Origin of the sequence: Gottfriedia acidiceleris (assembly GCF_023115465.1) — a bacterium.
GTDB classification, from domain to species: domain Bacteria; phylum Bacillota; class Bacilli; order Bacillales; family Bacillaceae_G; genus Gottfriedia; species Gottfriedia acidiceleris_B.
In genome coordinates this window covers 2,058,953-2,072,693 of record NZ_CP096034.1, presented here as the reverse complement: position 1 = coordinate 2,072,693, position 13,741 = coordinate 2,058,953, and the positions used below count along the sequence as shown (strand labels likewise).

General features: G+C 33.0%; 20 protein-coding genes. 5 read left to right on the top strand and 15 right to left on the bottom strand.

The window, feature by feature from the left end; all coding sequences use genetic code 11:
- Positions 1–37 precede the first annotated feature (37 nt).
- The 8 genes from sigZ to MY490_RS10045 all read right to left on the bottom strand — a co-directional run bounded on the left by sigZ (position 38) and on the right by MY490_RS10045 (position 5,123).
- Entirely contained in the window at positions 38–586 is a 549-nt protein-coding gene (sigZ, locus tag MY490_RS10080) for an RNA polymerase sigma factor SigZ (protein WP_248269065.1), read from the bottom strand.
- 104 nt (positions 587–690) lie between these two features.
- Positions 691–1,116 carry a protein-tyrosine phosphatase family protein gene (locus MY490_RS10075; protein ID WP_432707053.1) on the bottom strand — a complete coding sequence of 142 codons (426 nt, stop codon included), beginning with the start codon at positions 1,114–1,116 and terminating at the stop codon, positions 691–693.
- A gap of 42 nt (positions 1,117–1,158) precedes the next feature.
- Positions 1,159–1,440, bottom strand: coding sequence for an adhesin (locus MY490_RS10070; protein WP_248269064.1), 282 nt, complete (start codon positions 1,438–1,440; stop codon positions 1,159–1,161).
- 21 nt (positions 1,441–1,461) lie between these two features.
- The gene (gene arsA / locus MY490_RS10065) at positions 1,462–3,228 is read right to left on the bottom strand and encodes an arsenical pump-driving ATPase (protein ID WP_248269063.1); all 1,767 of its coding nucleotides are present in this window, start codon (positions 3,226–3,228) and stop codon (positions 1,462–1,464) included.
- A 19-nt stretch (positions 3,229–3,247) separates the two neighbouring features.
- Entirely contained in the window at positions 3,248–3,604 is a 357-nt protein-coding gene (gene arsD / locus MY490_RS10060) for an arsenite efflux transporter metallochaperone ArsD (protein WP_248269062.1), read from the bottom strand.
- A 63-nt stretch (positions 3,605–3,667) separates the two neighbouring features.
- The gene (gene arsC / locus MY490_RS10055; protein ID WP_248269354.1) at positions 3,668–4,072 is read right to left on the bottom strand and encodes an arsenate reductase (thioredoxin); all 405 of its coding nucleotides are present in this window, start codon (positions 4,070–4,072) and stop codon (positions 3,668–3,670) included.
- Between the two features lie 9 nt (positions 4,073–4,081).
- The gene (locus MY490_RS10050) at positions 4,082–4,720 is read right to left on the bottom strand and encodes an MIP/aquaporin family protein (RefSeq protein WP_248269061.1); all 639 of its coding nucleotides are present in this window, start codon (positions 4,718–4,720) and stop codon (positions 4,082–4,084) included.
- A 52-nt stretch (positions 4,721–4,772) separates the two neighbouring features.
- Positions 4,773–5,123, bottom strand: a complete 351-nt coding sequence (locus MY490_RS10045; protein WP_248269060.1) for an ArsR/SmtB family transcription factor — start codon at positions 5,121–5,123, stop codon at positions 4,773–4,775.
- A 274-nt stretch (positions 5,124–5,397) separates the two neighbouring features.
- Between MY490_RS10045 and MY490_RS10040 the strand changes: the two genes are divergently transcribed.
- Together MY490_RS10040 and MY490_RS10035 are read left to right on the top strand one after the other, a co-directional pair.
- Positions 5,398–6,669 (top strand): Y-family DNA polymerase, encoded by a 1,272-nt coding sequence (locus MY490_RS10040; protein ID WP_248269059.1) that lies wholly within the window; start codon positions 5,398–5,400, stop codon positions 6,667–6,669.
- Complete coding sequence (locus tag MY490_RS10035; RefSeq protein WP_248269058.1) at positions 6,669–7,013, top strand: YolD-like family protein; 345 nt, start codon at positions 6,669–6,671, stop codon at positions 7,011–7,013. The genes MY490_RS10040 and MY490_RS10035 overlap by 1 nt, the downstream gene beginning before the upstream one ends.
- Before the next feature lie 300 nt (positions 7,014–7,313).
- On the opposite strand, the gene MY490_RS10030 is transcribed toward MY490_RS10035, so the two are convergent.
- The 3 genes from MY490_RS10030 to MY490_RS10020 form a co-directional block, all read right to left on the bottom strand.
- Positions 7,314–7,829: a hypothetical protein gene (locus tag MY490_RS10030; protein ID WP_248269057.1), complete on the bottom strand. Its 516-nt coding sequence runs from the start codon at positions 7,827–7,829 to the stop codon at positions 7,314–7,316.
- 126 nt (positions 7,830–7,955) lie between these two features.
- A complete protein-coding gene (locus MY490_RS10025) occupies positions 7,956–8,789 on the bottom strand; it encodes a M56 family metallopeptidase (protein WP_248269056.1) in 834 nt (277 codons plus the stop codon).
- Complete coding sequence (locus tag MY490_RS10020; RefSeq protein WP_248269055.1) at positions 8,789–9,184, bottom strand: BlaI/MecI/CopY family transcriptional regulator; 396 nt, start codon at positions 9,182–9,184, stop codon at positions 8,789–8,791. The genes MY490_RS10025 and MY490_RS10020 overlap by 1 nt, the downstream gene beginning before the upstream one ends.
- A 294-nt stretch (positions 9,185–9,478) precedes the next feature.
- On the opposite strand from MY490_RS10020, the gene MY490_RS10015 reads away from it, so the two are divergent.
- Positions 9,479–10,330, top strand: a complete 852-nt coding sequence (locus tag MY490_RS10015) for a cupredoxin domain-containing protein (protein ID WP_248269054.1) — start codon at positions 9,479–9,481, stop codon at positions 10,328–10,330.
- 65 nt (positions 10,331–10,395) lie between these two features.
- On the opposite strand, the gene MY490_RS10010 is transcribed toward MY490_RS10015, so the two are convergent.
- Both MY490_RS10010 and MY490_RS10005 read right to left on the bottom strand, forming a co-directional pair.
- Positions 10,396–10,719, bottom strand: coding sequence for a YnfA family protein (locus tag MY490_RS10010; RefSeq protein ID WP_432707071.1), 324 nt, complete (start codon positions 10,717–10,719; stop codon positions 10,396–10,398).
- A 23-nt stretch (positions 10,720–10,742) separates the two neighbouring features.
- On the bottom strand, positions 10,743–11,147 hold the full coding sequence (locus MY490_RS10005) for a MerR family transcriptional regulator (RefSeq protein ID WP_248269052.1): 405 nt from the start codon (positions 11,145–11,147) through the stop codon (positions 10,743–10,745).
- A gap of 67 nt (positions 11,148–11,214) precedes the next feature.
- Here MY490_RS10005 and MY490_RS10000 point away from each other — a divergent pair, with 67 nt between their 5' ends.
- Together MY490_RS10000 and MY490_RS09995 are read left to right on the top strand one after the other, a co-directional pair.
- Positions 11,215–11,370: a hypothetical protein gene (locus MY490_RS10000; protein WP_248269051.1), complete on the top strand. Its 156-nt coding sequence runs from the start codon at positions 11,215–11,217 to the stop codon at positions 11,368–11,370.
- 99 nt (positions 11,371–11,469) lie between these two features.
- Positions 11,470–11,799: a hypothetical protein gene (locus tag MY490_RS09995; RefSeq protein ID WP_248269050.1), complete on the top strand. Its 330-nt coding sequence runs from the start codon at positions 11,470–11,472 to the stop codon at positions 11,797–11,799.
- 196 nt (positions 11,800–11,995) lie between these two features.
- Here the strand turns inward: MY490_RS09995 and MY490_RS09990 are convergent, their stop codons facing one another.
- On the bottom strand, positions 11,996–12,229 hold the full coding sequence (locus tag MY490_RS09990; RefSeq protein WP_248269353.1) for a YkvA family protein: 234 nt from the start codon (positions 12,227–12,229) through the stop codon (positions 11,996–11,998).
- 166 nt (positions 12,230–12,395) lie between these two features.
- Complete coding sequence (locus tag MY490_RS09985; protein ID WP_248269049.1) at positions 12,396–13,721, bottom strand: MATE family efflux transporter; 1,326 nt, start codon at positions 13,719–13,721, stop codon at positions 12,396–12,398.
- Positions 13,722–13,741: the final 20 nt, after the last annotated feature.

Sequence of the window (13,741 nt, the reverse complement as noted above, 5' to 3'; positions counted from 1 at the left end):
AAATGAAAAAAGGTCGCAGAATTTAGTAACTTTTTTCTTATTTATCACAACAAATATTTTTTTGTTGATAATCCAGGATGTTACCGTATTTATCAATTTGAAACTTACAACATTCTTCAAGTAATAATTTAAGCTGATTTCTCCCACGTTGAACTCTGGATTTAGAAGCAGAAACTGATAGTTCTAATCTCTCAGCAATTTCTTTATGTTTCATCTCTTCAAACTCATAAAGTCGAATTGTTTCTTGATATTTTTCAGGTAGGAGATTAATAAAATCGTCAATACAACAAGTAATCTCTTCATTAAAATTATCTTCGCCACTTTCAATTACTTTTTCTAACTCTTCTTTAAACTCTTCTGTTACCTTTGATGAACGATAATAATCTATGATTGAGTTTCTAGCGATTGTAAAGATCCATGATTTCAGATTTTTTTCTTCCTTTAACTCACCTAAGTTTTGATGAATTTTCAAAAACACATTTTGAAGAATATCATCGGCATCTGCTTTATTGTTAATTTTACCTTTAATAAAGAATAAAAGTCGCTCATTAAATTCATTCCAAAGCGCTTCAGTTTGAATTGTCACGATTTATCCTCTCCTTAAAACACTTACTATGTTTATTTTAAAAAAGGTATTCATTAAAAATATGAATACCTTTTAAACCTTAAATCTAAATTCAACGATTTAGTTTATGCATGTGGAAATAATCTTTTTAAAGCTTCTTTCATTTCAGGTTTTACATTAATCTTAGGTCTTGCCGTTTTAGCAATTTGTTCTGCTTCTTCAATTGTAGATGCTTTACCTAACATTAATAATGTACCTACTGCAACAGTTCCAGTTCGGTTACTACCACCTTGGCAGTGGAAATATAAATTCTTTCCTTCGTTATATGCACTAATTACATGATCAATTGACTTCTTAATAGATTCATCTTGATTCTCTGCATCATCAACAATAGGACTATGCACACGATTATATTTTGATTCTACTTCTGGAGCTTCTGCTCTTAAATCATAGATAACATCAATTTTTTCATTCTTTAATAAATCTTCTACATCGTCTGCTCCACCTATATAAATGCGTTCTTTTAATAATTCGTGATAATTTTTAGACATAATTAATCCTCCAAATAATATCTAACTCTAAATATTGCTTTCTTAGCAACAACTACTTCCACCTTGAATCACTAATCCTGCATCTTCACCTTCACCTTGTAAATCAAGAGTTACATCACTTACTATTTCAATAATAGAAGGTGCAATTGCAACATTTAAACCATTAATTGTTTGTACTACATCAGCTGATTCAGCAGGCGCAAGTTCTACACCCCAACTTGGTCCGCAGCAACCTTCTCCATTAGATGCAAAACGTAAAGTATCTACATTATTTTGTTTCATAACATTTTCAATAAACATTTTTGCTTTATCTGTAATAATCATTATTTTCTCCCTCGTTTTCACTTATTTTATTGTTAATTTTTGTAGCTCTTCATACCCTTTGATTTCATGTTTTTGCCATGGGACAATCACACAATTATTAGAAGAATATTTTTGGACTTCTTTGATCCATTGTGCTTCTGAAGATGCTCTACCACTTAAGATTGGATCAATTGTTTTAGTCGCATATAGACTCTGATTGATTACCCACCATTTTGGTTGAATACTAGCACGTAATAAATCTTGTTTTAATCGGTTCGCTTCAAAAACAGGGGTTGCTTCTGCTAATGTCACAATAACTACCGTTGTTTCTTTTGGATTCCTCAATCTAGGTAATAAATTTTTTACAGATTCAGGTACGTCTCCTTGAGACCTTTGGATTTCTTGATGATAAGTTTGAGTAGCATCTAATAATAAAAGTGTATGTCCAGTAGGAGCTGTATCAATCACTATTATTTCATCATTAGCCTTTTCAACAATCTCTGCAAATTTTCGGAAGACAGCGATTTCCTCAGTACACGGAGAACGTAAATCTTCTTCTAAATAAGCTAATCCTTCTTCGTCTAACATCTCCATAGAGGAAGACAAAACTTCTTGTTTATAATTCTGAATTTCAAGTTTTGGATCAATTTTACTGACAGAAAGATTCGAATGTTGTTCATTTTCTTTCATGACATATTCTAAATGGGCTGCTGGATCTGTTGTTGTTAAATGGACTTTTTTTCCACGTTCTGCTAAAGCCACTGCAATGGCAGCTGCGATCGTAGTTTTTCCAACGCCACCTTTACCCATAGTAAACACAACACGTTGATCTTGTTGAATTAAATCATCAATTAATGTATTAAACACTTCATAAGAAATGTCCATATCATCCACTGGTTTCACTAAAGTGAATTGATTATAATGGAACATTTTACGCAGATTCTCTATTCCCGTAACATTAAATGGCATTAATGGAATTATATATTGAGGTAATTCTTTTAAATCATTCGGTATTTTTTCTAATGCTGATTGTTGTCGTTCATAAAAAGCGATTGAAATTTCGTCGTCTATAATTTTGTCACTTAGTAAACCATTTATCACTAGCAATTGATTAGAAATACCCAATTCTTTTAATTCTAAAGAAGCTCTAGCTGCCTCATTAAGAGGTGATTCATCTGGTCTTGTTACAAGAATTAGTATTGTTTGTTTTATATCAGATAAAGCTTGAACTGTTGCTTCATAAGATTTTTTCTTATCTGCAAGTCCAGCTAATGGTCCTAAACACGACGCTCCATGAGTACTTTCTTCTAAAAATCCATTCCAAGCAGTTGGCAATTGAAGTAAACGAAGTGTATGTCCTGTTGGTGCTGTATCAAAGATAATATGATCATATTGATCGATTAAATTTTTATTTGTTAGAAGCGAAGTGAATTCATCAAATGCAGCTATTTCAACTGTACAAGCTCCTGAAAGTTGCTCTTCCATTTGATTTACTAAAGCTTCAGGTAGTTTATCACGATACGGTCCAATGATTTTCTCTTTGTATTCAAGAGCTGCCGTTTCGGGGTCTAAATTTGCTACAAAAAGATTACTTACCGAAGGTACTTGTTTTGGTTTATTAGTTAATGTTATCCCAAAAACATCTTGTAAATTAGATGCAGGATCTGTACTAACAAGTAATATTTTTTTCCCTTGGTCAGCTAAAGCAATAGCAGTTGCACAAGCAGTTGATGTTTTTCCTACTCCGCCTTTTCCAGTAAAGAATAAAAATGGTGTTAAGTTTAGTTCAGCTAAATTAAACTGTTTCATTTCTGTCACTTCTTCCTAATTACTTTACATTTAAATTTAAGCGTACAACTTTTTTCTTTCCTAAATCTTCTAATGAAATGCCAGTTAGTTCAGCAAATTCTTCGTTACTTGGATAAACACTTTCTTTAAAAACTTTACCATCAACAAGTACCAGTGGTAATACATCTGCACCTTTTGATTGAAGTAAATCGTTTACCAGTTTATTTTCTGTAAACATCCCAGGCTCTGAAGCTAGGTTATAGCGTTTGATGTCCACTCCATTTTGTTGAAGGTTATGAACTGCCAAACTCATTCTAATTAAATCTGGATCGACACTTGGACCGCAAACACCAGTTGAACAACACATTGCTGGGTCAAATATTTCTATTTTTTTCATTTATGAAATCCTCCTATAAAAAATAGCCGAGAATATTCCTCGGCTATTTAGTTCAATAATTAATTACTCACCAGTTTCAGCGAACTTTTTAATACGATCACCAATTTGGTCACGTACGTTTTGGAATACTGTCCATTCTTGACCAGCTGGATCATCGAATCCCCAGTGCTCGCGTTTTACATGTGGTGGTGTTACTGGACATACATCGTTCGCATGACCGCAAAGTGTAACAACTAAATCTGCATTATTTAAGATTTCATTATCGATTATGTCAGAAGTTTGGTTGCGAATATCAATTCCTACTTCGTCCATAGCTTTAATAGCATTCGGATTTACACCATGCGCCTCAATCCCCGCAGATAAAACATTCCATTCGTTTCCTAAATATTTTTTACCCCACGCTTCTGCCATTTGGCTACGGCAAGAGTTACCTGTGCATAAAAAGTAGATTGTTTTCTTTTCCATAATAAGTTCCCTCTATTCTTGTATTATTTTATAAATATAAGTAGCAGCAATTGCACCCAATGTTGTTGCAATTAAGTAAATCCATAAAGTCGAAACATTTCCAGACACAATTGCAGGTGCTAATGATCGTGCTGGGTTCATCGAAGCACCAGTAATTGGTCCTCCAAACATTGCTTCTAATCCTACTGTTGCACCAATTGCTATGGCAGCGAATGATGTATTAGCTTTTTTATGAAGTGCAGATGAAAAGATTACCAATACTAACAAAAATGTTAATAAAAATTCTAAAATAAATGCTTGTTGTGAGCTACCACGCGGTAACGTAGCACCTAAATATGCTACATTTCCAAACAGATAACAGATCGTAAAACTTGCTAAAACAGCACCGATACATTGAACGAGGATATATTTTAGAGCAGTTTTGTTATCTATTTTCTTTAATAGTAAAAAACCAATAGTAACTGCTGGATTAAAATGTGCACCTGATATATGTCCAAATGCGAAAATCAATGCTGATACTACTAAGCCAAATGTTAATGCTACTCCTACATGTGTAAGGTCCCCAGTCAGCTTATTTATGACTATTGCTCCTGTTCCAGCTAATACTAAAAAGTACGTACCTAGAAACTCAGCAGTAAGCTGTTTTTTCATAAATATTTTTCTCCCTCTCCCCAAAACCTAAAAATAAAAATTAACAATAAAATTACTCACAACATTTTTGTCTAACAGGACTGTTTTTGATTAATTTTTCGATTAGTTCTGTTTGTGCTGGTGTGTGTTCTAGAATATTGTGAATCATTGAATAGAACACTGATTCTTTATTTAAAGAATAGTAAACCCATTGACCTTTTTTTGTTTCATTTAGAATTCCACCAACTTTTAATTTGCGTAAATGTTGACTAATAGCTGGTTGACTCATATCAAAAGCCTCTACAAATTCACACACACAACATTCCTGTTGATCTAAAATGGCAACAATTGATAATCGAGTTTTATCACTTAGTAATTTAAATATGTCAGATACATCTCCAATCGATATTGTTGAAGTCACCATATTTTATCCTCCTCTCCTCCAATATAACCATTCGCTTATATAACTATGTGCTTATATTAACAACAAAAAATTAATATATCAACATATTTGAGGTGAATTTACATTAACTTTACATGTTTAATTCCCATTTGTTATTCCTTACACCTCTCAGTAAACTAGAACAAGTATTCTGTTTTTATCACTTTTTCTAAAAAACCCCATAAAATATTACTACTAAAAGAACGTTTGTTTGTATATAATAAGAACATTAGTTCTTAAATATGAGGTGAAAACCATGTACGATTATTCAATGTTTCCGAATGACATAATATTTTTTATTGATATGAAGTCCTTTTTTGCTTCTGTTAGTTGTCGTTTATTAGGCTTAGATCCATTAAAAGTGAAACTTGCAGTAGTTGGAGATACATCTAGAGAAGGTTCTGTGGTATTGGCAGCTACTCCTGAAATGAAAAAATTGGGTATAGCAACTGGCAATCGTTTGTATGAAATACCTAGACAAAAAGATATCCATATTGTTAACCCTTCTATGGCTACGTATGTAAAAATTTCAAATCAAATTGCTGAATTACTTCTCACAAAATATGTTGCTCCTATCGATTACATGCAATATTCGATTGATGAAATGGCTCTTCAATTAAATGGCTATGATCGTATTCATAAAATGCCTCCGCTCGAATTGGCTTATACAATTCAACAGGATATTTTAAATACTTTTGGTATTTTTAGTTCAATTGGAATTTCGTGTAACCTTTTACTAGCAAAAATATGTATGGATATCGAAAGTAAGAAAGTTCCTAGCGGTATTGCGCAGTGGACATATGATGACGTGCAGACGAAAATGTGGAAAATAGAACCTCTCAGTAAGTTTTGGGGAATCGCAAAAAAGACGGAAGAAAAGCTTAACAGATTAGGGATTACAACAATTGGTGAATTAGCAAGATTTCCGAAAAAAATATTAATTCAAAGATTTGGTAATGTAATGGGAACTGAATTACATCTACATGCAAATGGTATTGACTATTCACGTATAGCTGAAATGAAGAACTTTAAACCTGCGGATAAATCGATTGGAAAGAGCCAAGTACTTTTAAGAGATTATAAATCGCATGAAATTCCTGTACTCATATTAGAGCAACTTGAAGAAGTTTGTTACCGATTAAGGAGTCTAAAAAACTTATGCAGAACGATTCATTTTGGAATTGGGTACAGTCAAGGCGGTGGATTTAGTCAAAGCATGACGATTGATCGCCCTACCGATTTAACGAAAGAATGGTACCAAGTTTGCTTAAAAATTCTGAATCAAAATTATACTAATGAAGCCGTAAGAACAATATCAATATCTCTTAAAAATTTCGTTTCTACGGAATACGAACAATTATCATTATTTACAAATGAAAACAATCGATTAAAAGATAAAAAACTTACTGCTGCAATGGATGGAATCCGTAGAAAGTACGGTAAAAACAGTATTCTAAGAGCTGTAAGCTACTTGGATTATAGTACGATTCGACATAATAATAAAAAGATTGGAGGTCATCTTGCATAATGAAACACAATCAGTTGGGAAGAACGATTAAAAAGTGGCAGCCATTCGCTTCAATACCGCAACAATTCAAGGGACTCGCTAATATTATTGAAGATCAACGAAAAATGCCTAAACCTATTTTAGAAGATGATGAGAAGGAACGAATTAATTTTATTTTAATAGAAGCTCTTGAATTAAATAATCAGATTGCCTTGAAACACTGGAATAAAGGCTATATTTACACAGAAGTAGGTCATATTCTCAAAGTAGATCACCTAACGGATACATTTCAGTTCATGGATAAGTATAATCAGAAGCAGTTATTTTCTTTCGACTCAATAGTTGATATTAAAATCCTCACGTGATAATTTCACAGCCATATATTCATGATTGTATGCTGTTCGATTGGCACCGAAGACATTTTACTGTTTACTATAAAGGTATAATAACACCGTGAAGCTCCTACTGCTTGTTCAATTAACATATGGGTAGTTGAACAAGCTATGATATTTTGGACAGTTTCGGCTACTTTGATATACGTATTTCTCTATGCTTATTTAATAGAAAGAATTATTTATACAAAAAAAGTACCCTATATGTAGACTTTTTTATAAGTGTCTACTATATAGGGGACATATTATAAAAGTAACCAGTTCTTTTTTTATTTATTTTTGCATGTTTTTCATCATTTTCATACAATCTTTTGCACTCATACCCATATCCATGCAATCTTTCATCATTTTCATGCAGTCTTCCGCACTCATACCCATAGCCATGCAGTCTTTCATCATTTTCATGCAATCTTTCTCACTCATGCCCATAGCCATACAGTCTTTCATCATTTTCACGCAATCGTCCGCACTCATACCCATAGCCATACAGTCTTTCATCATTTTCATGCAATCCTTCGCACTCATACCCATAGCCATGCAATCTTTCATCATTTTCATGCAATCTTCCGCACTGATACCCATAGCCATGCAGTCTTTCATCATTTTCATGCAATCTTTCTCACTCATACCCATAGCTTTCATCATTTCCATACAATCTTCCATACTCATTGTTTTCGACGCAGAAGTTGCAGTATTCACAGATTTCACTTCAGTTGGACTAGCTGCAAAAGCATTTCCCCCAAAAGCCATTAATGCAACAAGTGTTGAACCTACTATTATCTTTTTCATTATTTTCTCTCCTCAATTGTCTTATGTATAGATGAAAAAACAACCACCTACTACAACATTGTAGTAGGTGGTTGCTTTTTAGTCAATCAAATACTACATATCCGTAGTATTTGAAAGGAGATAAGTTCACAAAACTGACACACATCCTATTATGAAAGTAATAATTAGAATATGAATGGTGGTTCTCATCCACTCAAACGTAGAAATGGATGGACGTTTATATGTTCCCGTGAGAAGAACCTCTATCCTTGTATTCGTATCTTGAATAGAATGGTTCTGAAAGTGTACCGTTGCAAATGAAGAAGAAGGTACATTTGTCATTAATTTGTATAATGCTGATGCAACAGCCTTAATTCCTACTTTATGAATCGCAAAAGTATCTGCTTTTATTTCTTTTTCTATCATATAACGTTCATACAACTTCTGAGAGATTGGTAAGAATGAAAACACTTGTGCTAAGCTAAGCAATATTGATAATTTAAATGGATCTCTGTTTAGGCAATGATAATATTCATGTTCCAATACAGCCTCTAATTCATGTGGTTGTAATAAGTCTATTAAGCTAGCACTAACTAGGATTTGAGGATGAATTAATCCGTGCGTGAAAGCTAAAGGTTGCGTAAAATCTACAACCTGAACTTGTATAGAATATTTTTGTTGGAAGACCTTGATTATGTCTGATTCGTAACTGACTGTATTGTATAAATTTAGTTTAGAAACAAATTTTTGCGTTTTTTTTGATAGATATAAAAAGTACATAGCGGAACATACAAAAAGAATCCCTAAAGTAATCAAGATAAACAAAAGTAAATGATAGTGCTGAATGTTACAACATTCCAATATCTGATACATACAACTCTTCATCATGTGATAATGAGAAACAGAGCAAAATCCGATAAACAGAGTAATTACACTTATTAACCAAATGTATATATTTGAAGTTTGATATAATCGTGACATTATTTTTCACCCTGCTCTAACTTTTGGATTAGTTCCTTCAGCTTATTAAGCTGATCAGGGTTATGACCAACAGCATCTACAAACTGTGTAATAGCAATGTCTCCATAATGATGAAGGAGATGTTCCACTTGCTCAGAGGAATTTTGTTGAATAAGTTCATTTGCACTGTAACATGGTTTATATACGTATCCTTTTCCCAGTTTACTACGTGTGAGAATTCCTTTTTTATCTAGTCGATTCATTATTGTCATAATAGTTGTATAAGCATAGCTATTTTGCTTATTTAATTCTGATAACACATTTTGAACCGTTACTTCATTTCTAGTCCAGATAACTTTCATTACTTCAAGTTCCAACGGTCCTAGAATTTTTAATAATGCTTTATTTTCAATCATTTTACTCATCCTACTTTCGGAATACCTTACATGATTCCTTTTAAGTATAAAAGAAACAAAGAAATATGTGAATGCATATTCTTTTTATGTGAAGTTACATATGACAATATTATCGACAATAGAAAAAAGAATTTCAAATTGAAGGTTCTTTTCCACTCTTATAAAACTATTTCATGAGTTAGCTGAACAATAGATGTCAAAAATTGTTAACTGGTTTTCAATAACATTTAAATATATAATTTACTTAGTTTGTGCTCAATAGAGTACTTTATCATTGGAGGAAAAAAAATACATATGCTAATACCAGCTAGTATTACGTTAATTGCACTCTTATCAAGTTATGTAATCTACTATACGTACCGAAATAAACAAAAAATCACCTGCATGACTGGAATGATGATCAGCATGACAAACTCAATGATGACAAGCATTGCTTTAGGGACGATTTTGGGAACCTTCGCGCACACGAAAGATTTAACCATACCTACAATTGCTTCGATTACAATCGGGATCATCATTGGCTATTTAAACGGAAGACCTGTTTCACTGATGGCTTCACTAGATGGTGTAACAGCAGCCATTATGGGTGGAATGATGGGATCAATGTTAGGTGTGATGTTACAACCAAAATCAATTGATTTTATGGTCTATTTCATTGATATTTTATTTGTTTTTGTTTTTGTTATTCTGATTCGCTTAATTAGTGAAGAAACAAGCCACAAAAAACAGGAAACATCAGTAAAAAAACCATTAATCGCAAACCCAATTGTTTTAGTTGTACTGTTAGTTTTCATGGGTGTATTTGTATTCGGAAAAGGAACCTTATTTGCAAGTAGAACAGATGCACCTGAAGTAAAAGACATCCAATTTACGGAAACAAGTAGTAGCATTCAAACGATTAATGTAAAAGTTGATGGTTATTTTCCAAATAATCTTGTAGTTGAAGCTGGAAAGCCAATAATTATTAATTTTAAAACACCAAAAGAAGATGTTTGTGCAAGTATCATCTTATCGAAAGAACTTGACCTAAATTTATCTTTAAACAAAAACGCAGACAACTACGTACATATTAAACCTTTAAAACCAGGCGTTTATCATTATGAATGTGGCATGGGTATGTTTAAAGGTACAATTACAGTCAAATAAACAAAACAATCCCCCTATTAATACAAGGGGGATTATATATGTATTCTAGTTAAAAAGTTTATATACTAATTTCGTGGTGCCCATAGAATAACAGAAACACCAATTAAACAAATAAGTGCACCCAACCAATCATATAAGTCTGGAGATTTCTTGTCCACACCCCATCCCCAAAGAATAGATAATACGATAAAAACTCCACCATAAGCGGCATAAACCCTTCCAAAAGAAGGAAAGATTTGAAAAGTAGCAATTACACCGTACAGAGCTAAAACAATACCACCAATTAAACCTAAATATGCAGATTGTCCCTCTCTTAACCATAACCATACTAAGTATCCTCCGCCTATTTCCGCTAAACCAGCTAACAAAAAAATTAGAACTGCTGTAATCAATCTTGGTCCTCCAATCAAACTCAACTATTACACGTACCGTCTGGATTTACTTTTGAAAAACATTCTGACCATGTATGGCATTTACAATCTAATCCATTATTCAAGATGGTCATCATTGTATCAATTTGTTTCTTTTTTACTTCTAATTCTGAACGCTTCTTCAATGCCATTTGCTTCCATCTCTCAGATGGAGAGTCCTGTTCGTCAAAACCTTCCAAAAGCGTAATAATTTCTTGGTTACTAAAACCAGCTAACTGCGCCGTTTTGATAAACTTTAGTTGATCCAATACTTGGATATTATATCTTCTTTGACCATTAATTCGTTTAGGGTTAGGTAACATACCTATTGATTCATAATAACGGATCGCAGATGGATTAATATCAGCCTCTTTCGCTAACTCACCGATTAATTTATATGTCTCCATCATATCACCTCTTGACTTAAAGTTAACTTTAACAATTATACTTTAATTATAGAAAGGAGGAAATGACTTGAAAAAATTTTTAGCTGGAATTGGGTTCATTGGTTTATGTGCCCTTTGTTGCTTACTACCTTCTATATTGGTTGCATTAGCAGGTATCACAGGAATCAGTCTTGGATTTTGGAAATGGGGAATCGCTCTACTCTCTATTTCATTAATCATTTAGATATTATTAAAAAGAAATCCTAAATGTAGTCCTGAAAAAGGATGCAACTGTTCTGCTCCAAACTGTTCTCATAAATAATGTTAGAGGATGATAAACCATATGACTAAATGTAGTTGTTGTTGTACTTCATTAATTGCTTGCAATATTTCTGTTTTCGATCAGCAGGAAAGAATTAAGTACGATGAACTTCGAAAAGAATTAACTACAAATGTAAAAGTTGAAAAAACAAACTCTGGTTATACTTTTATATATCCCAATCACTCTTCAATACTTTTAAAAATTGTTGAATGGGTGTCTTTTGAAAACCGTTGCTGCCCCTTCATTAACTTTTCTCTTCATGTAAGCGGAGAATCAGACGTGGTTAAGTTAGATTTAACAGGTAACGAAGCAACAATTGAACTTCTTAAAGTAGAATTCAATTTATCCTAAATAATGAACAAAACACCCTCCCCTTTTTTAAATGATCATAAGCAGTTTGATTATTAAAGATTCAATCACAGTTCCAATTATTATCATTTTTCTAATAATTATAGTTGAATTTTTTTAATAAGCATCAATGTACTCAAAAAAACAAAAAGCAGAGTTTAAATAAGCTCTGCTTTTTTTAGGTCATGTATTCGTACTATTAATTAAAAAAAATATTGTATATCCAAACAATTAGACTAATCCATATACACATGATAATAATACCTGCTATCCAGCTTTTCTTTTTTACCTTTTCTGAATTCCTTACTTTTTCACGGCATTCATCAAGTATTCCTTTTGGAATCAAATTTAAAACGAAAGAGATTCCCAGTGGTATTAGCATGATGTCATCCAAATATCCAAAAACTGGTATGAAGTCAGGAATTAAGTCAATTGGACTTAGAGCGTACCCTATAATTAATAATGCTATTAGTTTTACATACCAAGATACCTTAGGATGTTTGTAGGCTTCAATCAGTACAAATATTTCTTGTTTTATTTTTTTTTGAAGTTTCTTTTAACTTCACCAATACATTTCCCATTTTCTTCTCACCTTATGACTATTCTAAACTTTTAATCCATTTAAAAGAACGATAGCGTAAAAATAATAATATTGCTCGTAAATAATTATCTATCGCAATCGAAATCCAAACCCCAACAAGTCCAAATCCAAAGTAAACTCCTAGTAAATAAACCCCTACTGTGCGAATAGCCCATATACCAATTGCTGTCATATACATCGGAAACTTAGTATCCCCGCCAGCTTGCAATGTTGCTGTCAAAGAAGCAACAACCGCAGTTGCGGGTTGAGTAATCATATCAATGACAAGAACAGTCGTAATCAAACCAATGACCTCACTATCAGTTGTGAAGATTGGACTGATTTGAGAAGAAAGCAAACATGTGATGAAGAGTGTTATGGTCATGGATAGAGACATTAAAGTTATTGATGACTGACTATATTTCCTTGCATTTTCAATTTGTCCTGAGCCAATGCTTTTTCCGACTAACGTGGTTGTTGCAACGGCAAAACCCGTTCCAATAACCGACGCAAAGATCGTAAAATTTCCTGCCAATGTATGGGCTGCGTAAACTTCTGTTCCCATTCGGATAATCATACCAAAGTAAATAATTTGTCCAAAACGCATAAATAAACGTTCAATTGATGCAGGTAATCCTAATTTCACTAAATCTTGAATCACATCTAGTTTCATTTTCCATTCTTTCAGATTTCGAGAAATGATTTCTTTTTTTAATAATTGGCGGAGTAATAAAATGACACCAAACAATCGTGCGAGTACACTGGATAAAGCTGCTCCCCTAATTCCAAACCCTTCAAAAAATACACCAAAAATCAAGAGATAATCCAAAATCATATGAACAACATTCATCGAAACCCCTACACGCATAGGGGTCCTTGTATCACCTGATCCCCTTAAAATTGCCCCAATGGTAAACATCATTGACATTAAAATCGATGGGGTTGCAACGATTCGAAAGTACACTGAACCAATTTCTAATACGTCCTTATCTGCACCCATCACTTTCAAGATTGGAACAGAAAAGAAAAATGAGATTACTCCAAAGAACGCTCCAACAAAAAGTGTTAAAATCATTGATTGTGAAGCGATGGTTTTTACTTTTTCTTTATCATTCGCCCCGTAATAACGGGAAACAAATACAGTCGAAGCCGTTCCAATTGCTAGAAATACAGCAAAATAAATTTGAAGAATCGCATTCGAAATACCTACTGCTGCTACTTCTTTTAAACCTATTTTCGATACAAAAAAGGTATCAACAAATCCAACCATACTCTGAAGAAGACTCTCGGTAATGGCTGGAATGGCTAAAATCAAAAGTGTTTTTGAATAAGAATTTATTTTCACATTGACCACCTTGTCTTAGT